This window comes from Pseudomonas sp. Irchel 3E19, from assembly GCF_900187585.1.
Lineage (GTDB): Bacteria > Pseudomonadota > Gammaproteobacteria > Pseudomonadales > Pseudomonadaceae > Aquipseudomonas > Aquipseudomonas baetica.
In genome coordinates, this window is sequence record NZ_FYDT01000033.1 from 23,357 (window position 1) to 49,950 (window position 26,594).

The following is a 26,594-nucleotide window of genomic DNA, read 5'->3' on the forward strand; positions in this document are numbered from 1 at the left end:
GGTGACTTCAGTCACTGCCGGGACCGTGCTCGGCACCAGGTTTTCGAAATTGCCGCCCGTGGCAGTCGAAATGGTTGCTTCGACTTTGCCCGCGTCTTTATAGACGTCATCGGCAGGTGCCGGAACCGTCACGGTGCCAGTGGTTTTACCCGCTTCGATGGTGATGACCGCGCCGTTGCTCAGGGTCACGGTCACCGGCGAACCGGCAGCGTTGGTCAACGTCGCGGTGTAAACAATCGAACCGCCCTCGGCGACCGAATTGGTGGCGCTGAGCGACAGATTGGTGGTGTCGACGGTATCGGTGACGTTAGTTGAAACAGGCGTCTTGTCCGCCACCAGATTTTCGTAATTGCCGCCGCTCACGTCGGTGATCGAGTTGCTCAACGGCGCGTGACCGGTCAGCGCATCGTTCGGTGCGGTGAAGGTCACGGTGCCCGTGGTTTTACCCACTTCGATGGTGATGCTTTGGCCGTTGGCCAAGGTCACCACAACAGGCGAACCGGTCACTGGCGCGCCAACAGTGGCGGTATAGGTGACGGTGCCACCTTCAGCCACGGACGTGTCGGCAGTCAGTTTCACCGTCGAGGTGTCGATGGTGTCAGTGACTTCAGTCACTGCCGGGACCGTGCTCGGCACCAGGTTTTCGAAATTGCCGCCCGTGGCAGTCGAAATGGTTGCTTCGACTTTGCCCGCGTCTTTATAGACGTCATCGGCAGGTGCCGGAACCGTCACGGTGCCAGTGGTTTTACCCGCTTCGATGGTGATGACCGCGCCGTTGCTCAGGGTCACGGTCACCGGCGAACCGGCAGCGTTGGTCAACGTCGCGGTGTAAACAATCGAACCGCCCTCGGCGACCGAATTGGTGGCGCTGAGCGACAGATTGGTGGTGTCGACGGTATCGGTGACGTTAGTTGAAACAGGCGTCTTGTCCGCCACCAGATTTTCGTAATTGCCGCCGCTCACGTCGGTGATCGAGTTGCTCAACGGCGCGTGACCGGTCAGCGCATCGTTCGGTGCGGTGAAGGTCACGGTGCCCGTGGTTTTACCCACTTCGATGGTGATGCTTTGGCCGTTGGCCAAGGTCACCACAACAGGCGAACCGGTCACTGGCGCGCCAACAGTGGCGGTATAGGTGACGGTGCCACCTTCAGCCACGGACGTGTCGGCAGTCAGTTTCACCGTCGAGGTGTCGATGGTGTCAGTGACATCGGTCACCGCTGGGACGGTGCTCGGAACGAGGTTCTCGAAGTTGCCGCCGGTAGCGTCCTTGATGGTCACTTCGACTTTGCCGGCGTCCTTGTAGACGTCATCGGCAGGTGCCGGAACCGTCACGGTGCCGGTGGTTTTGCCTGCTTCGATGGTGATCACCGAGCCGTTGCTCAGGTTCACGGTGACCGGCGAGCCCGCTGCGTTGGTCAGGGTCGCGGTGTAAGTGATCTGGCCACCCTCGGCCACGGAACCGGTCGCGCTGAGCGACAGGTTGGTGGTGTCGGTGGTGTCGGTCACGGTGGTGCTGACCGGGGTTTTGTCCGCTACGAGATTTTCGTAGTTGCCACCCGTCACGTTGGTGATCGAGTTGGTGACCGGAGCCTGGCCGACCAATGCATCGTTTGGCGCGGTAAAGGTCACGGTGCCGGTGGTTTTACCCACTTCGATGGTGATGTTCTGGCCGTTGGCCAACGTCACGACTACTGGCGAACCGGTCACCGGCGCGCCGACGGTAGCGGTGTAAGTGACGGTGCCACCCTCAGCCACGGAAGTGTCAGCCGTCAGTTTCACCGTCGAGGTGTCGATGGTGTCAGTGACATCGGTCACCGCTGGGACGGTGCTCGGAACGAGGTTCTCGAAGTTGCCGCCGGTAGCGTCCTTGATGGTCACTTCGACTTTGCCGGCGTCCTTGTAGACGTCATCGGCAGGTGCCGGAACCGTCACGGTGCCGGTGGTTTTGCCTGCTTCGATGGTGATCACCGAGCCGTTGCTCAGGTTCACGGTGACCGGCGAGCCCGCTGCGTTGGTCAGCGTGGCGGTGTAGGTAATCTGGCCACCCTCGGCCACGGAACCGGTCGCGCTGAGCGACAGGTTGGTGGTGTCGGTGGTATCAGTCACGGTGGTGCTGACGGGCGTCTTGTCGGCAACGAGGTTCTCGTAGTTGCCGCCGCTGACGTTGGTGATCGAGTTGGTCACAGGGGCCTGGCCAACCAGCGCATCGTTCGGCGCAGTGGTGGTCACGGTGCCGGTGGTTTGCCCCACTTCGATGGTGATGCTCTGGCCGTTGGCCAAGGACACCACAACGGGCGAGCCGGTCACCGGAGCGCCAACGGTGGCGGTGTAGGTGACAGTGCCGCCTTCGGCGACCGAAGTATCAGCCGTCAGTTTGACGGTCGAAGTATCAATGGTGTCGGTGACGTCGGTAACCGCCGGAACAGTGCTCGGCACCAGGTTCTCGAAGTTGCCGCCAGTAGCGTCCTTGATGGTCACTTCGACTTTGCCGGCGTCTTTATAGACGTCATCGGCAGGCGCCGGAACGGTTACTGTGCCGGTGGTTTTGCCGGCTTCGATGGTGATCACCGAGCCGTTGCTCAGGGTCACGGTCACCGGCGAACCGGCAGCATTGGTCAGCGTCGCGGTGTAAACGATCGAACCGCCTTCAGCCACGGACCCCGTGGCACTCAGGGACAGATTGGTGGTGTCGACGGTATCGGTGACGGTAGTCGAAACCGGGGTCTTGTCGGCCACGAGATCTTCGTAGTTGCCGCCAGTCACGCCAGTGATCGAGTTGGTCAGCGGTGCGTTACCGGTCAAAGCATCGTTCGGTGCGGTGAAGGTCACGCTGCCGGTGGTTTTACCCACTTCGATGGTGATGTTCTGACCATTGGCCAGCGTTACCACAACCGGCGAGCCAGTCACTGGCGCGCCAACGGTGGCGGTGTAGGTGACGGTGCCGCCTTCAGCCACCGAGGTATCGGCGCTCAGTTTGACGGTCGAAGTGTCGATGGTGTCGGTCACTTCGGTCACGGCTGGCGTGGTGCTCGGAACGAGGTTCTCGAAGTTGCCGCCGGTGGCGTCCTTGATGGAGACTTCAACTTTGCCGGCGTCTTTATAGACGTCATCGGCAGGCGCCGGAACGGTCACGGTGCCCGTGGTCTTGCCCGCGTCGATGGTGATCACCGAGCCGTTGCTCAGGGTCACGGTCACCGGGGTTTGTGCGGCGTTGGTCAGGGTTGCGGTGTAAACAATCGAGCCACCTTCGGCCACCGAGCCAGTGGCACTCAGCGACAGATTGGTGGTGTCGACCGAGTCGGTAATGGTGGTGGTCGCTGGCGTCGGGTTTGGCACCAGGTTTTCGAAATTACCGCCGGTAGCGTCAGTGATCGTGGTGCTGACGGTGCTGCCGTTGTTATAGACGTCGTTGGCCGCCGTCGGCACGTTGACGGTGCCAGTGGTCTGGCCGGCTTCAATAGTGATGGTCGAACCGTTCGACAGGGTGACGGTCACCGGGGTTTGCGCCGGGTTGGTCAGGGTCGCGGTGTAAGTGATCTGCCCGCCTTCGACAACAGTGCCGGTGGCGGTGAGGCTCACGCTGGTGGTGTCGATCGAATCGGTAACGGTAGTGGTCGCTGGCGTGGTGTTCGGCACCAGGTTTTCGAAGTTGCCACCGGTAGCGCCAGTGATCTTGGTGCTGACGGTGCCGCCATTGTTGTAGACGTCGTTTGGCGCGGTCGGCACGTTGACGGTGCCGCTGGTCTGGCCGGCTTCAATGGTGATGGTCGAACCGTTCGACAGGGTGACGGTGACCGGCGTCTGCGCCGGGTTGGTCAGAGTCGCGGTGTAGGTGATCTGACCACCCTCGACGACGGTGCCGGTGGCGGTCAGGGTCAGGCCGGTGTTATCGATCGAATCGGTGATGGTGGTCACCGCCGGTGTCGGGTTCGGCACCAGGTTTTCGAAGTTGCCGCCGGTGGCACCGGTGATGGTGGTGGTGACGGTGCTGCCGTTGTTATAGACGTCGTTGGCCGGGGTTGGCACGTTGACGGTGCCGGTGGTCTGGCCCGCGCCGATGGTGATGGTCGAGCCGTTCGACAGGGTGACGGTGACCGGCGTTTGCGCCGGGTTGGTCAGGGTCGCGGTGTAAGTGATCTGACCGCCTTCGGTCACGCTCGGCCCCGCCGTCAGAGTGACGGTGGTGGTGTCGATGGTGTCCGTGACCTGAGTTGTCGCCGGGGTGGTTGGCGGGGTCACGGTGATGCCGTTGCCGCCGGTGGTGCCGGTGACGGTCACGTCAATCTGGGTCGGGTCGTTATAAACGGTGTCGTTGGGGGCCATCGGCACGTTGACGGTGCCGGTGGTCGAACCGGCCGGAATCACGATCACCGCGCCGTTGGACAGGGTGATGGTCAGGTCAGTCAGTGGCGCCTGGGTCAGGGTCGCGGTGTACACCAGCACGCCGCCTGCTTCGGTGATGGTCGGCGTGGCGCTGAGGCTCAAGGTCGACTCACGCAGGGCGTTGCTGGTCGTATCGGTGTTCTGGCCACCAGTGATGTTCTGTGCGGCTTGCGCACCGGAGTTGATCCCGGCAGTCGGGAAGCCAATGGTCGGATCAACGCGGCCAGCCGTGGCATCGAGCATCACGAAGCTGTGACCGCCGCCCGCCGCGCCGCCAGTACCTGCGGCGGTTGCGCCGGCAGCGGTGGCTTCAAGTGCGGTGGTCGGGTCGACGCCCGCAGCGATGGCTTGCTGCAGTTCTGCTACCGACGGCGCAGCCTGCGCGGTGGCTTCGGCCAGGTCAGTGCTGGAGTCGGGCGCGTTGGCGCTCCACTGGGTTTCGCGGCCCAGGTCCAGGGTGCGGCCATCAGCCAGTTCAAGCGACACGGCGCCGGACAGACCGGTGTCGATCTGGTCGCCGACAAACAGGCGATCGCCCTCAACGAGTACGCGGCGTACGCCCTCTGGGGACACCACGAATACCTGACCGACAATGCTTTTGACGATGGCAACAACACTGCTCATTGAAGACTCTCCGGGGTGTCACGTTCAATTGACTTCCATAAACCTGACGGCATGGATGCCAATTCAGTCTGGACGTACTTTAAAAATTTGCGAAACAAGTTTGACGCGTCTTTTCGTCAATAATTTGGCTAGATGCTTTCGCGATTAACTTTATGCCAAACTATTGACCTTCTGGGTGCCATCCTAAACAATCGCCCCACTAATGTCACATTGATATTTCCGCGGCGACCTGTCCTTTAGCGTGTGATCCGGTTCCTGTTTTGAACTTTCCGACATACGGTCATTCCGGTTGCCATCATCCGCCGCAGCACCACTCTTTGCTGTGATTCAAGACAAGTAGTTCTGGGAAATCGTTACCATGCGTTCGCATTTGTTCAAGGCTCTACCCTTCGCACTCGCCGCCTCTTTTGCCCAAGCACAATCCTTACCAGAAGCCATGCAACAGGCACTGGATGTCCATCCGGAAATCCAGGCAGGGGTCAACAGTCGTCTGGCTGCGGATTATCAATTAAAGGCAGCTAAAGGTGGATACCTGCCCAAGGTCGATCTGCTGGGCGGTTATGGTCGTGAAGGCACCGACAGCGTGACCACCCGGGCCAATGGCGGCGGCAATCACTGGGAAACCCTTAACCGCAGCGAGTCAAGTTTACGTCTGTCGCAAATGGTCTTTGACGGTTTTGCGACGTCCAGCGAAGTCGGGCGTCAACAAGCCACCGTCAACTCCCGCGCCTACTCGCTGCTGGGGACTTCCGAGCGCACCGCGCTGACCGTCGCCCAGGTTTATCTGGATGTGCTGACCCGCCGTGAATTCGTGCGTCTGGCTGAAGAAAACCTCAAGAGCCACCAGCGCATCTACGACCAGATCCAGCTGCGCACCCAGCGCGGCGTGGGCAGCGGTGCCGACCTCGATCAGGCCGAAGCGCGGATGGCCCAGGCCCGCAACAACCTGATCACCGAGCAGACCAATCTGGCTGACTCCGAAACCAACTTCCTCAGCGCTGTCGGCCAGATGCCCGATCAGCTGGAGCGTCCGGCTCCTTTCATGGCGATGATGCCGGCCAACCTTAATGAAGCGCGTCAGCAAATGCTGGAAAACAGCCCGATCCTGCGTTCGGCCGAATCCGACATCGCCGCCGCCGAGAAACAGTACCAAACCGCCAAGTCGACCTTTTACCCACGCTTTGATGCCGAACTGGGCCGCACTGCCGACAACGATCTCGACGGTCAGAATGGTCACAACAACGAATGGCAGGCCATGCTGCGCATGCGCTTCAACCTGTATTCGGGCGGCAGCAACAAGGCGGATCTGGAATCCAAGTCGTACCTGTCGAACCAGGCGCTGGACATCCGCAACAACGCCCTGCGTCAGTTGAATGAAGAGCTGGGCCTGGCCTGGAACGCCCTGAACAACGCTAACGCGCAAGTGCCGATTGCTCAGCAGTACGTCGATCACAGCACCTCGGTGCGCACCGCTTACCAGCGTCAGTTCAGCCTTGGCGAACGTACCCTGCTCGACTTGCTCGACAGCGAAAACGAGTTGTTCACCGCTTCGCGGCGTCTGGCTGAAATCAAAAACATTCAGTTATTTACTCAGTATCGAATCAAGGCGACCATGGGCGAGTTGCTCAGAAGCCAGGGAGTGGTTGCACCGTTGGCATCCGTTGTGCAGAACGACGTGAAGCCCAAGGTCCAGTTGCCTGGGATGAATTGAGTTATCCCTTTTCAATTGCCAAAGAGTGTCGAGCGTGGAATCAGAAGTCAGTCGAGTTCATCTCAGTCATGATCCACGCGCGTTGCACGACGATCCGTTGCTGGACGGTCTGCTCGCCCTTTGCATGCTGCACCAGAAGCCCGCCAGCGCGGCGATGCTGACCACCGGCCTGCCGCTGCCCAAACAACGTCTGAGTGTCGAGTTGCTGCCCCGCGCGGCGGCTCGCGCCGGCCTGCAAGGTCGGGTGCTGCAGCGCAAGCTGGAAGAAATTCCGGCAATCGCCATGCCGGCTTTGTTGCTGCTCAAGGACGGCCGCAGTGCCATCCTGCTTGGCTGGCAAGGTGAAAACGAAGCACGGGTGCTGCTCAGCGAAAGCGACGGCGGCGAATCCGTGGTCGGCCGCGAGCTGCTGGCCGACGACTACACCGGCAAAGTCTTTTTCGCCCAACCCCAACACAAATTCGACGTCAACCACGGCACGCTGATCCCGCGCGCGCGTTCGTGGTTCCGCGACACCCTCAAGCGCTCGCGCTGGCTGTACGCCGATGCCATCGCCGCCAGTTTCCTGATCAACATCATCGCCATGGCCGCGCCGCTGTTCGTGATGAACGTCTACGACCGCGTGGTGCCGAACCAGGCCGAAGCGACCCTGTGGGTGCTCGCCTTGGGCATCACCGGCGCCTACATCTTCGACCTGATCCTCAAGAGCCTGCGCAGTCTGTGCCTGGATCTGGCCGGGAAGAAAACCGACCTGATCATCTCCGCGACGCTGTTTGAGCGCATCGTCGGCATGGCCATGAAATACCGCCCGGCGCGTGTCGGCAGTTTCGCGCAGAACATCCACGAGTTTCAGAGCCTGCGCGACTTCCTCGCCTCGCTGACCCTGACCAGCCTGATCGACCTGCCGTTCACCATTCTGATCTTCATCGTCATCGCCATTCTCGGCGGGCATCTGGTGTGGATTCCGGTGCTGGCGTTTCCGATTGCCCTGCTGATCGGTTACGCGCTGCAGAAACCGCTGGTGGCAACCATGGAACGGACCATGGCCCTCGGCGCCGAGCGCCAGTCGAGCCTGATCGAAACCCTCGCCGGCCTCGACGCGGTCAAGGTCAACAACGCCGAAAGCGAACGTCAATACCAGTGGGAACAGACCATCGGCACCCTCAGCCGCCTCGAACTGCGGGTGAAAATGCTCTCCGGTCTGGCGATGAACATCACCCTGCTGATCCAGCAACTGGCCGGGGTGATCATGATCGTCTTCGGCGTGTACCAGATCATCGATGGCCACTTGAGCATGGGCGGTCTGATTGCCTGCTACATGCTCAGTGGCCGCGCGCTGAGCCCGCTGGCCTCGCTGTCCGGTCTGCTGACCCGTTATCAGCAGGCGCGGGTGACCATGACCTCGGTCGACCAGATGATGGAGCTGCCGCAAGAGCGCAATTTCGAAGAGCGTCCGCTGAGCCGCAAGGTTCTGCAAGGCGCCATCGAATGCCGTCAACTGAATTTCACCTACCCGGAGCAACAGAACCCGGCGCTGAAGAACATCAACCTGGTGATTCGTCCCGGCGAGAAAATCGGCATCATTGGCCGCAGCGGCTCGGGCAAGAGCTCGCTCGCCAAACTGCTGGTTGGCCTCTATCAGCCGGACGACGGCGCGTTGCTGGTGGACGGCGTTGATATCCGCCAGATCGACGTCAGCGAGTTGCGCCACAACATCGGCTACGTGCCGCAGGACATCCAGCTCTTGGCCGGCACCCTGCGTGACAACCTGGTTTCCGGCGCGCGTTATGTCGAAGACGAGCTGGTGCTGCAAGCCGCCGAACTGGCCGGTGTCCACGAATTCGCCCGCCTGCACCCGCAAGGCTACGAACTGCAAGTGGGCGAGCGCGGGCAGAATCTCTCCGGCGGCCAACGCCAGAACGTCGCCCTGGCCCGGGCATTGTTGCTCAACCCGCCGATTCTGTTGATGGATGAGCCGACCAGCGCCATGGACAACACCGGTGAAGAACGCCTCAAGCAACGCCTCGCGGCGGTGATTGAAAACAAGACCGTGGTGCTGGTGACGCACCGGGCATCCCTGCTGTCGTTAGTGGATCGTCTGCTAGTGATTGATCGCGGGCAGATTCTCGCCGACGGCCCGAAAGCCGCCGTGATGGAAGCGTTGAAGAAGGGGCAGATCAGTGTTGCTTAAGTCGGGTTTCAAGGATTCGATCCGTCGCTACTTCAAAGGCTCTGCTTCACTGCAGGGCCAGCCGCTGCCGGAGGTCAACAAGGCGCTGATCGAGGACGCCCCGCGCGTCGTGCGCCTGACGATCTGGGCGATCATCGGCTTCTTCGTGTTTCTGATGCTCTGGGCCAACTTCGCCGTGATCGACGAAGTGACCAAGGGTGATGGCAAGGCAATACCCTCGTCGAAGATCCAGAAAATCCAGAACCTTGAGGGCGGGATCGTCGCCGAACTGTTCGTCAAGGAAGGTCAGATCGTCGAAGCCGGCGCACCGCTGATTCGTCTCGACGACACGCGATTTGCCTCCAACGTCGGCGAAACCGAAGCTGATCGGCAGTCGATGCTGCTGCGGGTCGAGCGTCTGAGCGCCGAGGTCGATGACCGTCCGCTGAATTTCCCGGAAGACGTGGTCAAAGCGGTACCGGGTCAGGCCAAGAGCGAAGAATCCCTGTACATCAGCCGCCGCCAGCAGTTGCATGACGAGATCGGTGGTTTGCAGGAACAGTTGATCCAGCGTCAGCAGGAGTTGCGCGAATTCACCTCGAAACAGGCGCAATACCGCCAGCAACTCGGGCTGCAACGCCAGGAAATCAACATGTCCGAGCCGCTGGTGGCGCAGGGCGCAGTCTCTCCGGTGGAAGTCTTGCGGCTCAAGCGTGCCGAAGTGGAAACCCGCGGCCAGCTTGATGCGACGACCTTGGCGATCCCGCGCGCCGAATCGGCGATCAAGGAAGTACAGCGCAAGATCGACGAGACCCGCGGCAAATTCCGCAGCGAAGCCCTGACCCAGCTCAACGAAGCCCGCACCGACCTGAACAAGGCCCAAGCCACCGGCAAGGCCCTGGAAGACCGGGTCAGCCGCACGCTGGTCACCTCGCCAGTACGCGGTATCGTCAACAAACTGCTGGTCAACACCATCGGTGGCGTGATCCAGCCGGGCAGCGACATGGTCGAAATCGTGCCGCTGGATGACACCTTGCTGGTCGAAGCCAAGATCCGCCCGCAGGACATCGCGTTCCTGCATCCGGGGCAGGAAGCGATCGTGAAATTCACCGCGTATGACTACACCATCTACGGCGGGCTGAAGGCTCAGCTTGAGCAGATCGGCGCCGACACCATCACCGACGAAGACAAGAAAACCACCTACTACATCATCAAGGTGCGCACCGAGCGCAGCCACCTGGGCACCGATGAGAAGCCGTTGCTGATCATTCCGGGGATGGTCGCGTCGGTGGACATCATCACCGGCAAGAAGTCGGTGTTGAGTTATCTGCTCAAGCCGATCATTCGCGCGCGGGCCGAGGCGTTGCACGAGCGCTAGATCTTCAGCGCGGCTGATGGCCTCTTCGCGAGCAAGCCCGCTCCCACATTTGATCTTCATTGGACACGAATTTCGTGTTCGACAGGGATCCACTGTGGGAGCGGGCTTGCTCGCGAAGGCGTCGGCAAAATAACCGCAACTCCGTCAGTAAGTGACACAAATCGTCACTCACCAACCAGTCCATTCCTCACCAACCGCCATATCGTTATTCATTAACGGTATTTAATTTCCAGTTCTTATAGCTTTAAAGTCAATCTCCTGCGTACCTGCCGACCAATCGGCGCGCCGCACGACCTGAACCAACACGCAATCCAGCGTGAGTTTCTGATCGACGCGCGCGCCCTTGAGCGCGCCGTGCGTGGGAGATTGAAAAGATGTCCGCAGCCACTGCCACCCCAAGCGCCGCGATCGCCGCGCCGCAAACCTTCGAGATTCGCCCGTTCAGCGGTGCCGTCGGCGCCGAGATCATTGGTCTGGACCTAACCCGCCCGGTCAACGACCAGGACTTCGCGCGCATCCACCGCGCGCATCTGGATCACCACGTCGTGGTGTTCCGCGACCAGCGCATCACCCCGCAACAGCAGATCGATTTCAGCCGCCGCTTCGGCGTGTTGCAGATCCACGTGCTCAAGCAGTTCCTGCTGGCCAATCACCCGGAAATCCTCATCGTTTCCAACATCGTCGAAAACGGCCAGAACATCGGCCTGGGCGATGCCGGCAAATTCTGGCACTCCGACCTTTCCTATAAAGAGCTGCCGAGCCTCGGCTCGATGTTGCATGCGCAGGAACTGCCGTCCGAGGGCGGCGACACCCTGTTCGCCGACATGCACAAAGCCTGGGACAACCTGCCTGAAGCGCTGCGTAAAGCGGTCGAAGGTCGCTCCGCCGCGCATTCCTACACCGCGCGTTACAGCGAAACCAAATTCGAAGGCAACTGGCGCCCGACCCTGACCCCCGAGCAACTGGCTCAGGTCGCCGAAGTGGTGCACCCGATCGTGCGTACCCATCCGGAAAACGGCCGCAAGGCCTTGTTCGTCAGTGAAGGCTTCACCACGCGCATCGTCGGCCTGCCGGAAGACGAGAGCCAACAGCTGCTCACCGAGCTCCATACCCATAGCGTGCTGCCGCAAAACATCTACCGCCACCAATGGCAGCCCCACGACATGGTGTTCTGGGACAACCGTTCGCTGATCCATCTCGCCGCCGGTTGCCCCGCGCACCTGCGCCGCAAGCTGTTTCGCACGACCATTCAGGGCGACACGCCTTTCTGATTTGCCGGAGATTCGATCATGTCCAAACGTCTTTCTTTTGCACCGCTGGCCGCCGCTATTGGCCTGGGTTTCAGCCTGCTCGCCGGCAGTCTGGTGGCGCCGGCAGTGGCCCACGCCGAAGGTGAAATCCGCATTGCCGAACAGTTCGGCATTGTCTATTTATTGCTCAACGTGGTGCGCGATCAGGGCCTGATCGAGAAGTACGGCAAGCAGGAAGGCCTCGACATCAAGGTCGACTGGACGCAGTTGTCCGGTGGCGCAGCGGTCAACGATGCGCTGTTGTCCGGCTCCATCGACATTGCTGGAGCCGGCGTCGGGCCGTTGCTGACCATCTGGGATCGTACCCACGGCAAACAGAACGTCAAAGCCGTGGCCTCGTTGGGCAACTTTCCTTACTACTTGGTGAGCAACAATCCGAAGGTCAAAACCATTGCTGACTTCACCGAGAAGGATCGCATCGCGGTGCCGGCGGTGGGTGTTTCCGTGCAGTCGCGTTTCCTGCAATACGCGGCCGCCAAGCAATGGGGCGACAAGGAGTTCAATCGCCTCGACAAGTACACCATCGCCGTTCCACACCCGGACGCGACCGCTGCGCTGATCGCTGGCGGCACCGAGTTGACCGGGCATTTCTCCAATCCACCGTTCCAGGATCAGGCGCTGGAAAATCCGAACGTGCATGTCGTGCTTAACACCTACGACCTGCTCGGGCCGAACTCGCCGACCGTGCTGTTCGCCACCGAGAAATTCCGTAACGAAAACCCGAAGACCTACAAAGCCTTCGTCGAAGCACTGACCGAAGCCGCGCAATTCGCCCAGAACGATAAGGGTGCGGCAGCCGACACTTACATCCGCGTGACCAAAGCCAAGATCGACCGCGCCGCCTTGCTGAAAATCATCGACAACCCGCAATTCGAATTCAGCGTCACGCCAAAAAATACCTACCCACTGGCGGAATTCCTCTACCGCGTTGGCGCCATCAAGAACAAGCCTGAATCGTGGAAGGACTACTTCTTCCAGGATGCCAAGCCGTTGCAAGGGAGCTGACAGAGATGAACGCCCCTTTGCAAGGCCACGCGGCCAGCAACCTGGTCGCCAGCACGCAAGCGCTGCTGGCGGTGGATCAAGTCAGCCTCGAATACCGCACGCCGCAACGGGTGGTACGTGCCACCCACCAAGTCAGTTTCGAAGTCGATCAGCAGGATCGCTTTGTACTGCTCGGCCCGTCCGGTTGCGGTAAATCGACCTTGTTAAAAGCCGTCGCCGGCTTCATTGCACCTTGCGAAGGCGAGATCCGCCTGCAAGGCCGGCGCGTCGATGCGCCGGGGCCAGACCGGATCGTGGTGTTTCAGGAATTCGATCAACTGCCGCCGTGGAAAACCGTCAAACAAAATGTGATGTTTCCACTGCTCGCTTCGCGCACGCTGAAGAAAAAGGAAGCTGAAGAACGTGCGCTGCAGTATCTGGAAAAGGTCGGGCTGGCAGCGTTTGCCGATGCCTATCCGCACACGCTTTCCGGCGGCATGAAAGCGCGGGTGGCGATTGCCCGGGCGCTGGCGATGCAGCCGAAAATCCTCCTGATGGACGAGCCGTTCGCCGCGCTGGACGCGTTGACCCGGCGCAAGATGCAGGAGGAATTGCTGCTGCTCTGGGAGGAGGTGCGCTTCACCCTGTTGTTCGTTACGCATTCGATTGAAGAGGCGCTGGTGGTCGGCAATCGCATCTTGTTGCTGTCGCCGCATCCGGGGCGGGTGAGGGCGGAGGTGCACAGCCATCAATACAACCTGCAAAGCCTTGGCGGAGTGGCGTTTCAGGAATCGGCGCGGCGCATTCATCGGCTGTTGTTCGATGAAGGTCAGTCGCCGGAAACCGAGCGCGACCACGACTTCAACGACATTCGCATCGCTTATTGAGCGGCCTGGAGAATTGCCCGATGAGCCATTCATCATCTGTACGACAAGAATTCGAAACCGTGCTGGAGCCGCTGACCAGCGTGCCGGTCGAGCGAGAATTACCCCTCGGCCAACGGCTGTGGCAACAGGGCTGGCTGCGCAAAAGCCTGATCCTGATTTTGCTCGCGGTGCTGTGGGAAATCGTTGCCCGGGTGCAGAACAACGATCTGCTGCTACCGAGTTTTGTCCAGACCAGTCATGCGCTGTACGACGGGCTGCTCAGTGGCGAGTTGCTGGGCAAGGTGTGGATATCGCTGGTGGTGCTGCTCAAGGGTTACCTGATCGGCATCGTCCTGGCTTTCGCCCTGACTACGCTGGCGGTATCGACCCAGTTTGGTCGCGATCTGTTAAGCACGCTGACGTCGATGTTCAACCCGCTGCCGGCAATCGCCCTGTTGCCGCTGGCCTTGCTGTGGTTCGGGCTGGGGCAGAACAGCCTGATTTTCGTGCTGGTGCATTCGGTGCTGTGGGCGCTGGCGCTGAACACCTATGCCGGTTTTCTCGGTGTGTCGGAAACCCTGCGCATGGCCGGGCGCAACTATGGGCTCAAGGGCATGCGTTTTGTGCTGTTCATCCTGATTCCTGCGGCGTTGCCGTCGATTCTTGCCGGTTTGAAGATTGGCTGGGCGTTTGCCTGGCGCACGTTGATCGCGGCTGAGTTGGTGTTCGGCGCGACCAGTGGCAAGGGTGGTTTGGGGTGGTACATCTTTCAAAATCGCAATGAGCTGTATACCGACAAGGTGTTTGCCGGATTGGCGATGGTGATTCTGATTGGCTTGCTGGTGGAGAATCTGGTGTTTGACACGCTGGAGCGGGTGACGGTGAAGCGCTGGGGTATGCAGCGCTGATTTGTGGCGCTCCGACCGGCCCCTTCGCGAGCAGGCTCGCTCCCACATTTGAAATGCATTCCCATGTGGGAGCGAGCCTGCTCGCGAAAGCGTCGGTCCGGCCACCGCCTCATTAGCTGAATGTTTGCTAGCATTGCGCACAGATCAATCCAGATCAGCCAAGAGTGCTCGGCATGCAACTTCCGGACATGAACCTTCTGGTCGCCCTCGACGCCTTGCTCGATGAGGGCAGCGTGGTTGGCGCGGCGCGGCGGATGAACCTCAGCCCAGCGGCCATGAGCCGGACCCTGACGCGGATCCGCGAAGCCATCGGTGATCCGATTCTGGTGCGCGCCGGTCGGGGGCTGGTGCCGACCCCCAAGGCATTGGAATTGCGCGAACAGGTGCGCGATGTGGTCGAACAGGCTGCGCTTTTGTTCCGCTCGGCGGACACCGTGGAGTTGAGCAGTTTGCGCCGCCGCTTCAGCATCCGCGCCAACGATTTTTTCATCGGTGTGTACGGCGGCAAACTGTTCGACACTCTTGACCAGCAGGCGCCGCACTGTGAACTGCGTTTCGTCCCGGAAGGCGATGGCGACGATGAAGCGCTACGCGAAGGGCGGATCGACCTGAGCGTCAGCAACACCCGCCCGGTGACCCCGGAAGTCAAAGTCCAGAACCTGTTTTCCACGCATTTTGTTGGTCTGGTGCGCGAGGATCATCCACTGCTCGACGGCGAAATCACCGCTGAGCGCTACGCCGGGTTCTCCCATATCAGCATGTCGCGCCGTGGCATCGCCCGCGGGCCCATCGACACGGCGTTGAACGCCTTGGGTCTGGAGCGGCGGGTGGCGGTGATTGCGCCGAGTTTCCATGCGGCGATGTTTGCCTTGCCGGATTCCGACCTGATCCTGCCGGTGCCCAAGGAAGCGCTGCTGAGTGTGCGGCGACTGGGCTTGAAACTGCGTTCGTTCGATCTGCCGATTCCGCTGCCGACGTTGATGCTGACTCAGGCCTGGCATCCGCGTTTCGACAAGGATCCGGCGCACCGCTGGCTGCGTGAAACCCTCAAGACTTGCTGCGATGAGACCTGGCTCGCCGCGCAACCCTGAAGCTACACCGAATCCTTGTGGGAGGGGGCTTGCTCCCGAAGGTGTTGTGTCAGGCAATGCACAGGTTGAATGACCCACCGCTTTCGCGAGCAAGCCCGCTCCCACAGGAGATCCTCATTGCTGCTTCAGGCGCACTTATAACCTGCCAATAAGTCAATTTTCGTCAGCACTAAGCCCGACTAATATGCTCCGGTATTTTTCCCTCCGGAGTTTGCATTCATGACCTCCCTGACGGTCCCGGCGCCAACGGTCGCGACCAGCCCGGCGACGGCGGCCACGCCACCGGTGTTCGGGGCACGGATCATCATCGGTCTGGTCGGCGTGCTGATCGCGGTGCTGGTCTCGGGCCTGAACGAGATGGTGACCAAGGTCGCCCTGGCCGACATCCGCGGCGCGCTGAACATCGGTTACGACGAAGGCACCTGGCTGGTGGCCAGCTACACCGCCACCTCGGTCGCAGCCATGGCGTTCGCGCCGTGGTGCTCGGTAACCTTCTCGCTGCGCCGCTTCACCCTCTGCGCGATCAGTCTGTTCACCTTGCTCGGTGTGCTTAGTCCATTCGCCCCGAACTACGAAAGCCTGCTGCTGATGCGTACCCTGCAAGGTCTGGCTGGCGGCGCGTTGCCGCCGATGCTGATGACCGTCGCCCTGCGATTTCTGCCGCCGAATTTCAAGCTTTATGGACTGGCCGGTTACGCGCTGACAGCCACCTTCGGCCCGGGCCTCGGTACGCCGCTGGCCGGTTTGTGGACCGAATACATCGGCTGGCAATGGACGTTCTGGCAAATCATCGGGCCGTGCCTGATTGCCATGCTCATGGTGGCTTACGGCATCCCGCAGGATCCGCTGCGCCTTGAGCGCCTCAAGGCGTTCAACTGGAAAGGCCTGCTGCTGGGTTTTCCGGCAATCTGCATGCTGGTGATCGGCCTGTTGCAGGGCAATCGGCTGGACTGGTTCGAGTCGAATCTGATCTGCGCGCTGCTCGGCTCCGGATCGTTGCTGCTGGTGGCGTTTCTGATCAACGAGTGGTCGCAGCCGATTCCGTTCTTCAAGTTGCAGATGCTCGGTATCCGCAACCTGGCGTTCGCGCTGATGACCCTGGCCGGCGTGTTGGTGGTGCTGCAAGCGGTGGTGTTGATTCCGTCGAGCTATCTGGCGCAAGTGCAGGGTTATCGCCCGCTGCAGACCGCGCCGATCATGCTCATCGCAGCGTTGCCGCAGTTGATTGCGCTGCCGTTGGTGGCGGCGCTGTGCAACCTGCGCTGGGTCGATTGCCGCTGGGTGCTCGGGATTGGCTTGAGCATGCTGGTGCTGTCCTGCCTCGGTGGCTCGCTGCTGACTTCGGAGTGGATTCGCGACAATTTCTACGTCCTGCAATGGCTGCAGATTTTCGGTCAGCCGATGTCGGTGCTGCCGCTGTTGATGCTCTCCACCGGCAGCATCCAGCCAATGGACGGGCCGTTTGCCTCGGCCTGGTTCAACACTGTGAAAGGTCTGGCGGCGGTGGTCGCCACCGGAATGCTCGAGGCGCTGACCACGGCGCGTCTGCATTTTCACTCGACCATGCTGGTCGACAGCCTCGGCAATTCGCCGTTGGCCGACCGCAGCGATCCGGGCCTTGCCCATCGTCTGCACGAACAGGCCGTGGTGCTGACGTCTTCTGATCTCTATGTGTGCATGGCTGGCGTTGCGGTAGCGCTGATCCTGCTGATTTTCTGGCTGCCGACGCGGATTTTCCCGCCGCGCGCACCGACCTGATTGCGGTACTGAACAATGAAGGTTTTTATGACGACTCAAGCAAAGCAAAAACTCGCGGTGGCTATCGCTGCAGCGTTGGCTGTAGGCGTGCTGTTGTATCTGGCAGTGCCCGGCCTGTTTGGCAAACGTACTCAGCAGAGCACCAACGACGCGTTCGTCTCCGCCGATTTCACCTTGGTGGTGCCGCGCGTGGCCGGGTTCATCAAGGAAGTGCTGGTGGAAGACAACCAGCGGGTGAAGGCCGGGCAGTTGCTGGCGCTGATCGATGATCGCGATTTGCGTGCTGCCGCCGAAGCGGCTGATGCGCAAACCCTCGTCGCCCGTGCGCAGTTGCAGAACGCGAAAGCCACGCTGGAACGCCAGACCTCGGTGATCGCTCAGGCACAGGCGTCGGTGGTATCGGCCAAGGCTGAAATGGCCTTCGCCCAGCAGGAATTGAATCGCTACAACCACCTCGCTGGCGTCGGCGCCGGCACCGTGCAGAACGCGCAACAGGCCCGTACCCGTATCGATCAGGCCTCCGCGCGGCTGGACACCGCAAGCGCAAAACTGGCCGCCGAGCGCAAGCAGGTCGAAGTCCTCACCGCGCAGCGTGATGCCGCCGAAGGCACGTTGAAGCACGCACAAGCGGCGCTGGAAATCGCCAGTTTCGAACTCTCCTACACGCGTATCACCGCGCCGCAGGACGGCATGGTCGGCGAGCGCGCCGTGCGCGTCGGCGCCTATGTGACACCGGGCAGCAAGCTGCTGGCGGTGGTGCCGTTGCAGCAGGCTTATGTGGTGGCCAACTTTCAGGAGACGCAACTGACGGATGTGCAGCCCGGGCAGCAAGTGCAAGTACGTGTCGACAGTCTCGGTGGAGAAGCCCTGAACGGTAGCGTCGAAAGCATCGCGCCGGCCACTGGCGTGACCTTTGCGGCAGTGAAACCGGATAACGCCACCGGTAACTTCACCAAGGTGGTGCAGCGGATTCCGGTGAAGATTGTGCTGGCACCGGGGCAGCCACTGGCCGAGCGACTGCGGGTGGGGATGTCGGTGGAGGCGAGTATCGATACGCGTAGCTCGGCGACGTCGGTGCGTGAGGTGACTCAGCGATGAGCTTCTTTGAACGAACTGACGCCTTCGCGAGCAGGCTCGCTCCCACAGGAGAAACGCATTCCCAAATGTGGGAGCGAGCCTGCTCGCGAAGAGGCCGCTGGCAGCAACTCGCTTTGGGTGCCCTACTCACGGTAAGTCTCAGCGCCTGCACAGTGGGGCCTGACTTCCAGAAACCCGAAACCACACACATCGCCGATTGGGCAAAACCCGCCAAATCCGCCCCCAGCCGAGCCGTCAGCGAACCGCTGAACGAACGCTGGTGGGAGGTCTTTAACGATCCGCAGCTCTCGGCCCTCACTCAGCGTGCGATGAAGAGCAACCTCGACCTGCAACTGGCCAGCAGCCGCCTGCAACAAAGCCGCGCGGCGCGTCAGGTGATCAGTGCTGATCGTTACCCGAACACCGCTGCTACCGGCAGCTATGCACGCAAACGCAACAGCGGCGAAGGCCTCAACGATCCTGCCGGAAACAACGGTGACTCCGCGTTCAATCTGTGGGACGCCGGTTTTTCTGCCGCGTGGGAGCTGGATTTCTGGGGCCGCGTGCGCCGCGCAACCGAAGCGGCTGACGCGAACCTTGAAGTCGCCGAAAACGACCGTCGCAGTGTCTTGCTGGCCGTCCTTGCCGACACCGCACAAAACTACATCCAGTTGCGCGGCGTGCAGAACACCCGCGCCGTTACCGAGCAAAACCTCGACGTCGCTCGCCACAGCCTGAATCTCTCGCAACTGCGGTTGAACGATGGTGTGGCCACCGACCTGGACGTTGCCGAAGCCGCTGCGCAAGTTGCGGCCATCGAATCGCGATTGCCGGCGCTGGAACAACGCCAATCGCAACTGATCAACGCGATCAGCCTGTTGATGGGCGAGCCACCGCAAGCCCTGGCCAAGGCGTTATCCACAGACGCAGGGGTGCCGCAGTCGCCGCTCAAAGTCGCCATCGGCCTGCCGTCACAACTGGCCGAACGCCGTCCGGACATCCGTCAGGCCGAGGCGCGACTGCACGCCGCCACCGCCAACATCGGCGTGGCCAAGGGTGACTTCTACCCGCGTATTACCCTGTCCGGCAACCTGAGTTCGCAAGCCATGCAACTCAGTGATTTCGGCTCGTGGGGCTCGCGCGCCTTTGGTATCGGCCCGCAGTTCAGCTTGCCGCTGTTCGACGGCGGACGCTTGCGCGGCATGTTGCAACTGCGCGAAGCCCAGCAACAGGAAGCCGCGATCAGCTACCAGCAAACTGTGCTGCGCGCCTGGCACGAAATTGACGATCAACTGACCGCCTACAACGCCAGCCAACGTCGCGCAGGCAGCCTCGCCGAAGCCGTGCGCCAGAACCAGATCGCCCTGCGCACCGCGCAACAGCAATATGTCGAAGGCGTGGTCGATTTCGTCAACGTCCTCACCGTGCAAGGCGCCTTGCTGGCGACGCAGGAACAGTGGGTGGAAAGCTCCACCGGGGTTTCACTGGCGACAGTCGGGTTGTACCGGGCGCTGGGCGGGGGATGGCAATCGGTGTATCCGGCAGAAGTCGTGACCAATAATCCGGCTTGATTGCGGCCCCCGCTGTCGTGGACTCATATGAGTCTCACGCAAGGCTGAATGTTGATCAATGTGCGGATGTGTCCAGCGGGCGGATTTCCCTGCGCCAGCGGTGTGCCGAACTAGAATCAAAGACACGGCAACAACGTTCAGCGCAACACCGAGGTGCATCATGCGAATGGCCAAAAAAGTGCAAAGCAGCCTGACCCGGGCGCATTGCGAATATGACATCGTCGCTCACCGACACTCTTCCAGCAGCCTTGAAACCGCGCGGGTTTCGGGGGTTCCCGCCGAACGGGTGGCGAAATCGGTGATCCTCGACGATCACCATGGGCATTACTTGATGGCCGTGCTACCTGCCAGTCATCATCTGGACTTGAGCAAGGTGCGCAGCAGTGGCGAATGGCAACTGACCCGCGAAAGTAATCTGGCGCACATCTTCGACGACTGCGAACGCGGCGCGGTACCGCCACTGGGGGATTCCTACGGGCTGGACATGGTCATCGACCCGCTGCTGACCCGGCAGAAGGATATTTATCTGGAGGCGGGCAACCACAATTACCTGCTGCACATGAGCATGCCCGAGTTTCTGAAAATGGTGCCGCATGCCGAGGTGCGGGAGTTGATTCATTAATTTTGCGGCGCTGCCACTGAGGCCATCGCGAGCAGGCTCGCTCCCACAGGGGATCGCATCAATCTGTGGGAGCGAGCCTGCTCGCGAATAATTTTCCAGACACCACTCTTTCCAAGGAATCGCGCGATGGAAAATCCTACTCACAGCCTTCCCTCCCTGTTCAAACAACTCGGCCTGGACAACGACGCCACCAGCATCGACCAATTCATCGCCACCCACTCTCCGCTCAAACCCGAACTGCATCTGGCCGATGCGTTTTTCTGGACGAAGAGCCAAGCGGATTTTTTGCGCGATGAGATTCTCGATGATGCCGATTGGGCGGAGGTTGTGGATCAGTTGGATGTGTTGTTGCGTAAAGGGCGGGCGGGGTAGCCAACAGGCACCCGCTTGGCGCCTGACTGTTTACGGTTGTCGATACGCTAAAAATGGACCAGTATTACGACCTCAATTGAGGTCTTTATTATGCAAAGTGTTCTGGCCGATATGGCCGTCAGTGTTTCCGAGTTAAAGAAAAACCCTTCAGCAGTGCTTAGCGGCGCACATGGCGGAGCTGTTGCTGTTTTGAACCATAATCGCGTCATGGGCTACATGGTGCCTGCCGATGTTTACGAAGCGATGATGGAGCGGCTTGATGATTTGGAGCTGGCTGAAATTGTTCGTTCGCGCAGCCATGAAACGCCCGTTTCGGTAAGCCTGGATGACCTATAAGCTGGAATTTCTGCCATCTGCTCATAAAGAGTGGAACAAGCTGGGTCACACGCTCCGGGATCAATTCAAGAAAAAGCTCGCGGAAAGATTGGCGCTACCGAGAGTGTCAGCGGATGCACTCCATGGCATGCCGGACTGTTACAAAATCAAACTCAAGGCCTCTGGTTACAGATTGGTCTATCAAGTAATCGATGTGCGAGTCGTCGTTTCTGTAGTCGCGGTAGGAAAACGCGAGCGCAGCAGCGTGTACGCGAATGCAAAAAAGCGCTGAGTACACCCCGGCGTGTTCCTTCCTTTCGGCGAACAGCCAATTTGTTTCAAAACTTGACTGAATTTCCCCACCAATGCGATATTGATAGTTAGCAAACTAACAGTGTGCATTTTCCCGTGTCCGATTCCCTCGACGCTCTCCAGATGAACATCAGCAGTGCCATGGTGGTGGCCGCCAGGCATTGGCGGAAGATCTGCCAGACCACACTGGTCAATTACGGAATTTCCGAAGCCTGCGCCGTGCCGCTGTTGATGATCGGCCGCTTGGGCGAGGGCGTGCGCCAGGTGCAGGTGGCGCAGGCGGCCGGGATGGAGAGTCCGTCGCTGGTGCGGCTACTCGATCAGTTGTGCCATTCGGGCTACGTCTGCCGCACTGAAGATGCGCAGGATCGTCGCGCCAAATGCCTGAGCCTGACCGATACCGGCCGGGAACTGGTGCAAGCGGTGGAAATCGAACTGGTGCGCTTGCGTCACGAAGTGCTCGAAGGGATAGATCAGAGTGATCTGGAGGCTACGCTTCGCGTACTCCGGGCTTTTGAGGCGGCCAATCCGCCGTTGGTGGTCAATTCTTGAACGGTTTTTTCACTGGCATTCCGCCGGCCCGGGACTGGTTCTACGGGGTCCGCACTTTTGCCGCGTCGATGCTCGCGCTGTACATCGCCATGCTCATGCAGATGCCGCGTCCCTATTGGGCGATGGCCACGGTGTACATCGTCTCCAGCCCGTTTCTCGGGCCGACCAGCTCCAAAGCCTTGTACCGCGCCATTGGCACCTTTCTCGGTGCGGCGGCGGCGGTGTTTTTTGTGCCGATGTTTGTCCAGAGCCCGTATGTGCTGGTGGTGGTTATCGCCTTGTGGACGGGGATTTTGCTGTTCCTGTCCCTGCACCTGCGTACCGCCAACAGCTATGCGTTGATGCTCGCCGGCTACACGCTGCCGCTGATTGCCTTGCCCGTGGTGGATAACCCGCTGGCCGTGTGGGACGTCGCGGAAGCGCGCACCGAAGAGATTTTCCTCGGCATCGCCGTCGCCGCCGTGGTCGGTGCGATGTTCTGGCCGCGACGCCTGGCGCCGGTGTTCAACGACGCCGTGGGCAAATGGTTCGCCGACGCTTCGAGCTACAGCCTGAAATTCCTCAGCCGCGACGTGCAGCCCGAAGAAGTGACCGCGCTGCGCATGGCCATGGTCGCGAGTTTCAACAGCCTCGAATTGATGATTGGCCAGTTGCCGCACGAAGGCTCGCGGCCGCAAACCGTGCGCAATACCAAGGAGCTGCGCGGACGGATGATCCACCTGCTGCCGGTGATCGATGCGCTGGAGGATTCGCTCTACGCCCTCGAACGACGCACGCCGGAACTGGTGGAAAAGTTCGCGCCGCTGCTGGCTGCGACACGTGAATGGCTGGGCCACAAAGACGCCGATCTCGATCGCTGGCAAGCCCTGAAAGATCAGCTCGAAGCCCTGCAACCGAGCGCTGAAGCGTTGGAGGATCGCAAGCAATTGCTGTTCTCCAATGCCTTGTACCGTCTCGGCGAGTTCATCGATCTGTGGCAAGACTGCCGCAGTCTGCAGGATGCGATTCTGTGCGAACGCCAGGACAGCTGGCGCGCGGTCTACCGCCACTGGCGTCTCGGTCGCCTGACGCCGTTTATCGACCGTGGGCTGATGCTGTATTCGGTGGCCTCAACCATTCTGGCGATCATCGTCGCCTCGGTGCTGTGGATTCTGCTCGGCTGGCCGGACGGCGGCAGTGCGGTGATTCTGGCGGCGGTGGCGTGCAGCTTCTTCGCCTCGATGGACGACCCGGCGCCGCAGATCTACCGGTTCTTTTTCTGGACAGGTATGTCGGTGCTGTTCGCCAGCCTCTATCTGTTTCTGATTCTGCCGAACCTGCACGACTTCCCGATGCTGGTTCTGGCGTTTGCCATCCCGTTTATCTGCGTCGGCACACTGACGGTGCAGCCGCGCTTCTACCTCGGCATGCTCCTGACGCTGGTCAACACCTCATCGTTCATCAGCATTCAGGGTGCCTACGACGCGGACTTTTTCGCCTTCGTGAACTCCAACCTGGCGGGGCCGATGGGGCTGTTGTTCGCGTTCATCTGGACGCTGGTGGCGCGCCCGTTCGGTGCCGAACTGGCGGCCAAGCGCCTGACCCGGTTCAGTTGGAAAGACATCGTCGACATGACCGAACCGGCCAACCTCGCCGAACACCGCAAGCTGGGCGTGCAGTTGCTTGATCGTCTGATGCAGCATTTGCCGCGATTGGCCCTGACCGGCCAGGACACCGGCATCGCCATGCGTGAAGTGCGGGTGGGCCTGAACTTGCTCGATTTGCTGGCTTATACCCCACGCGTGACCGGCGTGCCGAAGACGCTGCTGCAGCAAGTGGTCGTTGAAGTCGGCGAATATTTCCGCGCTTGCCTCAAGTCCGGTGAACGCCTGCCGGCGTCGAGCGGTTTGTTGATGACCATGGACCGCACCCGCCGTGCGCTCAATGGCCATGGCGATGAAGAAACCCGTCTACACCTGTTGCACGCCTTGAGCGGCTTGCGTCTGGCGTTGCTGCCCGGCGTCGAATTCGTCTCCAGCGCCGAGCCCGAAGAACCGCTGCCCGATGGAGCGCCCCTATGATCGGTGATCTGGACATCAGCGGCATTTTCCTGCCGACCCTGCTGGTGTTGATGGGCATCACTTATGTGCTGTTTTTGCTGGTGCATGGCGTGCTGACACGTCTGCACTTTTACCGTCTGGTCTGGCACCGGGCATTGTTCAACGTGGCCCTCTACGCCGTGCTGCTGTACGGCGTGGACTCACTCAGTCGATACCTGATGACATGAAAAAACCGTTTTTGACCATCGGTCGCGTGGTACTGACCCTGCTGATCGTGACTTTTGCCGTTGTCCTCGTCTGGCGCATGGTGATGTATTACATGTTCGCGCCGTGGACCCGTGACGGCCACATTCGTGCTGACATCATCCAGATCGCCCCGGACGTGTCCGGGCTGATCCAGCAGGTCGAGGTGAAGGACAACCAGTTGATCAAGCGTGGTCAGGTGCTGTTCAGCATCGACCAGGACCGTTTCAAACTGGCCCTGCGTCAAGCCAAAGCGGCGGTTGCGGATCGTGAAGAAACCCTCGCCCAGGCGCAGCGCGAAGCCAAGCGTAACCGTGGCCTGGGCAATCTGGTGCCGGCTGAGCAGTTGGAAGAAAGCCAATCGAAAGTCGCCCGTGCGCAATCGGCGCTGGCCGAAGCCATGGTCACGGTGGACAGCGCCCAGCTCAACCTCGACCGCTCGGTCATCCGCAGCCCGGTGGACGGCTACGTCAACGACCGCGCGCCGCGTCCTCAGGAATTCGTCACTGCCGGGCGCCCGGTGTTGTCGGTGGTCGACAGCAACTCGTTCCACATCGATGGTTATTTCGAAGAAACCAAACTCGACGGCATTCATGTCGGCCAGTCGGTGGATATCCGCGTGATCGGCGACCGCGCCAAGTTGCGCGGGCATGTCGAAAGCATCGTCGCCGGCATCGAAGACCGCGACCGCAGCAGCGGCAGCAATCTGCTGCCGAACGTCAACCCGGCATTCAGTTGGGTACGGCTGGCGCAGCGGATTCCGGTGCGCATCGCTTTCGATGATGTACCGGCAGACTTCCGCATGATTGCCGGCCGCACCGCCACGGTGTCGATCATTGATGAGCAAAAGCAGGAGCCTGCGCAATGAACAAGGCCCTGGTGATCGCCGGGCTGGGCGCGCTGCTCTCGGCCTGTCAGATGGTCGGGCCGGACTATCACGTGCCCGATGATGCGGCGATCCAGCGCAAGGACTTTCAGGGCGAACTGGCCGTGGCCGGCAAACCGGTGGTGTCGGCGCCGGTGCCGGCGGACTGGTGGCGGTTGTACAAGGATCCGCGACTGGATCAACTGGTGCAGCAGGCCATGGCCTCCAACACGGATCTGCGTGTAGCCGCCGCGAACCTGTCGCGCGCTCGCGCGCAAGTCGACGAAGCCGAAGCGGCGGGCGGCTGGAGCGCAGGCGTGAAGATGGGCGCGCAGCGTTTGCAGGAATCCGGTCAGGCGTTCTTGCTGCCGGAAAAAGTCCCGGTCGACAACGTCGGCGATATTGGCATCAGTGCTTCTTATCAGTTCGATTTGTGGGGCACCTTGCAGCGCGGCATCGAAGGCGCGAAGGCCAATGCCGACGCCACCCAAGCGGCGGCTGACACCGCACGCATCACTTTGGTGGCCGACGTGGTTCGCGCCTACACCCAGGTGTGCGCGGCCAATGAAGAGCGGGAAATCGCCGAGCATTCCCTCGATCTGCAATCGCAAAGCACCACGCTGATCCAGCGCCTGCGCGATGCTGGACGTGGTGATGAAACCCAGGTCACCCGCTCGCAAACCCAATTCAAATCCCTGCGCGCCGAGCTGCCGCGTTATGAAGCGGCGCGCCAGGCTGGGCTGTTCCGTTTGTCGATGTTGCTGGCCAAACCGGTCGATCAGTTGCCGGCCGGCACCGCGACCTGTGCCGAGTTGCCGAAAATCGCCCAATTGGTGCCGGTGGGTGACGGCGCTGCGCTGCTCAAGCGCCGTCCCGATATCCGTCAGGCCGAGCGCCGACTGGCTGCTTCGACCGCCGGAATCGGCGTTGCCACCGGCGAGTTGTACCCGGACATCAGCATCGGCGCGACCATCGGCACCGTCGGGCTCATCGATGACTTGGGTGACCCATCGACCAACCGTTGGGGGTTCGGTCCGTCGCTGAGCTGGAAAGTGCCGACCAACGGCGCCCGCGCGCGAATTCGCGAAGCCGAAGCATCGACCCAAGGCGCATTGGCGCATTTCGACGGCGTGGTGCTCAACGCCATCCGCGAAACCCAGACCGGTCTGGCCCAGTACAGCGCGTTGCTGCAGCGCCGTGACGCGCTGGCCGATGCCGAGCAGTCAGCGAAACTGGCCGCCGACCAGACGCACCGCTTCTTCCAGGCCGGCCGCGAGTCGTTCCTCGCCGACTTGCAGGCGACCCGCACTTACACCGATGTCACCGCGCAACTGGCCGCCGCCAACACGCAAGTCGCCATGAGCCAGATCGATTTGTTCCTCGCCCTCGGCGGCGGTTGGGAAAGCGGACGAACGCAAGCCTCAAGCCCGAGCAAACCCTGAG

The 26,594-nt window shown here is 61.0% G+C and carries 21 protein-coding genes; 20 read left to right on the top strand and 1 reads right to left on the bottom strand.

Annotation, left to right across the window (positions count from 1 at the left end; all coding sequences use genetic code 11):
- The coding region (locus CKW18_RS31105; RefSeq protein WP_256587022.1) for a retention module-containing protein at positions 1 to 5,007 on the bottom strand (5,007 nt) is incomplete at its 3' end.
- A 358-nt stretch (positions 5,008 to 5,365) separates the two neighbouring features.
- Between CKW18_RS31105 and CKW18_RS19920 the strand changes: the two genes are divergently transcribed.
- From CKW18_RS19920 to CKW18_RS20015, 20 genes are all read left to right on the top strand, one after another.
- Entirely contained in the window at positions 5,366 to 6,718 is a 1,353-nt protein-coding gene (locus CKW18_RS19920) for a TolC family outer membrane protein (RefSeq protein WP_095190368.1), read from the top strand.
- 34 nt (positions 6,719 to 6,752) lie between these two features.
- Positions 6,753 to 8,909, top strand: a complete 2,157-nt coding sequence (locus tag CKW18_RS19925; protein WP_095190369.1) for a type I secretion system permease/ATPase — start codon at positions 6,753 to 6,755, stop codon at positions 8,907 to 8,909.
- Positions 8,899 to 10,266 carry an HlyD family type I secretion periplasmic adaptor subunit gene (locus CKW18_RS19930; RefSeq protein WP_095190370.1) on the top strand — a complete coding sequence of 456 codons (1,368 nt, stop codon included), beginning with the start codon at positions 8,899 to 8,901 and terminating at the stop codon, positions 10,264 to 10,266. The genes CKW18_RS19925 and CKW18_RS19930 overlap by 11 nt, the downstream gene beginning before the upstream one ends.
- Positions 10,267 to 10,640: 374 nt before the next feature.
- Entirely contained in the window at positions 10,641 to 11,537 is an 897-nt protein-coding gene (locus tag CKW18_RS19935; RefSeq protein ID WP_095190371.1) for a TauD/TfdA family dioxygenase, read from the top strand.
- A gap of 18 nt (positions 11,538 to 11,555) precedes the next feature.
- Positions 11,556 to 12,581 (top strand): ABC transporter substrate-binding protein, encoded by a 1,026-nt coding sequence (locus CKW18_RS19940; protein WP_095190372.1) that lies wholly within the window; start codon positions 11,556 to 11,558, stop codon positions 12,579 to 12,581.
- Between the two features lie 5 nt (positions 12,582 to 12,586).
- The gene (locus tag CKW18_RS19945) at positions 12,587 to 13,447 is read left to right on the top strand and encodes an ABC transporter ATP-binding protein (protein WP_095190373.1); all 861 of its coding nucleotides are present in this window, start codon (positions 12,587 to 12,589) and stop codon (positions 13,445 to 13,447) included.
- Between the two features lie 20 nt (positions 13,448 to 13,467).
- A complete protein-coding gene (locus CKW18_RS19950) occupies positions 13,468 to 14,334 on the top strand; it encodes an ABC transporter permease (RefSeq protein WP_095190374.1) in 867 nt (288 codons plus the stop codon).
- 173 nt (positions 14,335 to 14,507) lie between these two features.
- Positions 14,508 to 15,425 (top strand): LysR family transcriptional regulator, encoded by a 918-nt coding sequence (locus tag CKW18_RS19955; protein ID WP_095190375.1) that lies wholly within the window; start codon positions 14,508 to 14,510, stop codon positions 15,423 to 15,425.
- 219 nt (positions 15,426 to 15,644) lie between these two features.
- Positions 15,645 to 17,183: an MFS transporter gene (locus tag CKW18_RS19960; RefSeq protein ID WP_095190376.1), complete on the top strand. Its 1,539-nt coding sequence runs from the start codon at positions 15,645 to 15,647 to the stop codon at positions 17,181 to 17,183.
- Between the two features lie 27 nt (positions 17,184 to 17,210).
- Positions 17,211 to 18,281, top strand: coding sequence for an HlyD family secretion protein (locus CKW18_RS19965; protein ID WP_095190377.1), 1,071 nt, complete (start codon positions 17,211 to 17,213; stop codon positions 18,279 to 18,281).
- Positions 18,278 to 19,831, top strand: a complete 1,554-nt coding sequence (locus CKW18_RS19970) for an efflux transporter outer membrane subunit (RefSeq protein WP_170947289.1) — start codon at positions 18,278 to 18,280, stop codon at positions 19,829 to 19,831. The genes CKW18_RS19965 and CKW18_RS19970 overlap by 4 nt, the downstream gene beginning before the upstream one ends.
- Positions 19,832 to 19,991: 160 nt before the next feature.
- A complete protein-coding gene (locus CKW18_RS19975) occupies positions 19,992 to 20,453 on the top strand; it encodes an aminoacyl-tRNA deacylase (RefSeq protein WP_095190378.1) in 462 nt (153 codons plus the stop codon).
- Positions 20,454 to 20,579: 126 nt separating this feature from the next.
- Complete coding sequence (locus CKW18_RS19980) at positions 20,580 to 20,825, top strand: DUF2789 domain-containing protein (RefSeq protein ID WP_095190379.1); 246 nt, start codon at positions 20,580 to 20,582, stop codon at positions 20,823 to 20,825.
- Between the two features lie 90 nt (positions 20,826 to 20,915).
- Positions 20,916 to 21,161, top strand: coding sequence for a type II toxin-antitoxin system Phd/YefM family antitoxin (locus CKW18_RS19985; RefSeq protein ID WP_095190380.1), 246 nt, complete (start codon positions 20,916 to 20,918; stop codon positions 21,159 to 21,161).
- Entirely contained in the window at positions 21,151 to 21,432 is a 282-nt protein-coding gene (locus tag CKW18_RS19990; RefSeq protein ID WP_095190381.1) for a type II toxin-antitoxin system RelE/ParE family toxin, read from the top strand. The genes CKW18_RS19985 and CKW18_RS19990 overlap by 11 nt, the downstream gene beginning before the upstream one ends.
- A 143-nt stretch (positions 21,433 to 21,575) precedes the next feature.
- On the top strand, positions 21,576 to 22,004 hold the full coding sequence (locus tag CKW18_RS19995; RefSeq protein ID WP_095190382.1) for a MarR family winged helix-turn-helix transcriptional regulator: 429 nt from the start codon (positions 21,576 to 21,578) through the stop codon (positions 22,002 to 22,004).
- The gene (locus tag CKW18_RS20000) at positions 22,001 to 24,064 is read left to right on the top strand and encodes an FUSC family protein (RefSeq protein WP_095190383.1); all 2,064 of its coding nucleotides are present in this window, start codon (positions 22,001 to 22,003) and stop codon (positions 24,062 to 24,064) included. Before CKW18_RS19995 ends, CKW18_RS20000 begins: the two co-directional genes overlap by 4 nt.
- Entirely contained in the window at positions 24,061 to 24,270 is a 210-nt protein-coding gene (locus CKW18_RS20005) for a DUF1656 domain-containing protein (RefSeq protein ID WP_027611129.1), read from the top strand. The genes CKW18_RS20000 and CKW18_RS20005 overlap by 4 nt, the downstream gene beginning before the upstream one ends.
- A complete protein-coding gene (locus tag CKW18_RS20010; RefSeq protein WP_095190384.1) occupies positions 24,267 to 25,154 on the top strand; it encodes an HlyD family secretion protein in 888 nt (295 codons plus the stop codon). Before CKW18_RS20005 ends, CKW18_RS20010 begins: the two co-directional genes overlap by 4 nt.
- Positions 25,151 to 26,593: an efflux transporter outer membrane subunit gene (locus CKW18_RS20015; protein ID WP_095190385.1), complete on the top strand. Its 1,443-nt coding sequence runs from the start codon at positions 25,151 to 25,153 to the stop codon at positions 26,591 to 26,593. Before CKW18_RS20010 ends, CKW18_RS20015 begins: the two co-directional genes overlap by 4 nt.
- Position 26,594: the final 1 nt, after the last annotated feature.

Coding starts and splice junctions, on each gene's coding strand:
- CKW18_RS19955 (WP_095190375.1), top strand. CDS start 14,508: ATGCAACTTCCGGACATGAACCTTCTGGTCGCCCTCGACGCCTTGCTC.
- CKW18_RS19970 (WP_170947289.1), top strand. CDS start 18,278: ATGAGCTTCTTTGAACGAACTGACGCCTTCGCGAGCAGGCTCGCTCCC.
- CKW18_RS19920 (WP_095190368.1), top strand. CDS start 5,366: ATGCGTTCGCATTTGTTCAAGGCTCTACCCTTCGCACTCGCCGCCTCT.
- CKW18_RS19985 (WP_095190380.1), top strand. CDS start 20,916: ATGCAAAGTGTTCTGGCCGATATGGCCGTCAGTGTTTCCGAGTTAAAG.
- CKW18_RS20010 (WP_095190384.1), top strand. CDS start 24,267: ATGAAAAAACCGTTTTTGACCATCGGTCGCGTGGTACTGACCCTGCTG.
- CKW18_RS19950 (WP_095190374.1), top strand. CDS start 13,468: ATGAGCCATTCATCATCTGTACGACAAGAATTCGAAACCGTGCTGGAG.
- CKW18_RS20015 (WP_095190385.1), top strand. CDS start 25,151: ATGAACAAGGCCCTGGTGATCGCCGGGCTGGGCGCGCTGCTCTCGGCC.
- CKW18_RS20005 (WP_027611129.1), top strand. CDS start 24,061: ATGATCGGTGATCTGGACATCAGCGGCATTTTCCTGCCGACCCTGCTG.
- CKW18_RS19990 (WP_095190381.1), top strand. CDS start 21,151: ATGACCTATAAGCTGGAATTTCTGCCATCTGCTCATAAAGAGTGGAAC.
- CKW18_RS19975 (WP_095190378.1), top strand. CDS start 19,992: ATGCGAATGGCCAAAAAAGTGCAAAGCAGCCTGACCCGGGCGCATTGC.
- CKW18_RS19935 (WP_095190371.1), top strand. CDS start 10,641: ATGTCCGCAGCCACTGCCACCCCAAGCGCCGCGATCGCCGCGCCGCAA.
- CKW18_RS19995 (WP_095190382.1), top strand. CDS start 21,576: ATGAACATCAGCAGTGCCATGGTGGTGGCCGCCAGGCATTGGCGGAAG.
- CKW18_RS19940 (WP_095190372.1), top strand. CDS start 11,556: ATGTCCAAACGTCTTTCTTTTGCACCGCTGGCCGCCGCTATTGGCCTG.
- CKW18_RS19965 (WP_095190377.1), top strand. CDS start 17,211: ATGACGACTCAAGCAAAGCAAAAACTCGCGGTGGCTATCGCTGCAGCG.
- CKW18_RS19980 (WP_095190379.1), top strand. CDS start 20,580: ATGGAAAATCCTACTCACAGCCTTCCCTCCCTGTTCAAACAACTCGGC.
- CKW18_RS19960 (WP_095190376.1), top strand. CDS start 15,645: ATGACCTCCCTGACGGTCCCGGCGCCAACGGTCGCGACCAGCCCGGCG.
- CKW18_RS19945 (WP_095190373.1), top strand. CDS start 12,587: ATGAACGCCCCTTTGCAAGGCCACGCGGCCAGCAACCTGGTCGCCAGC.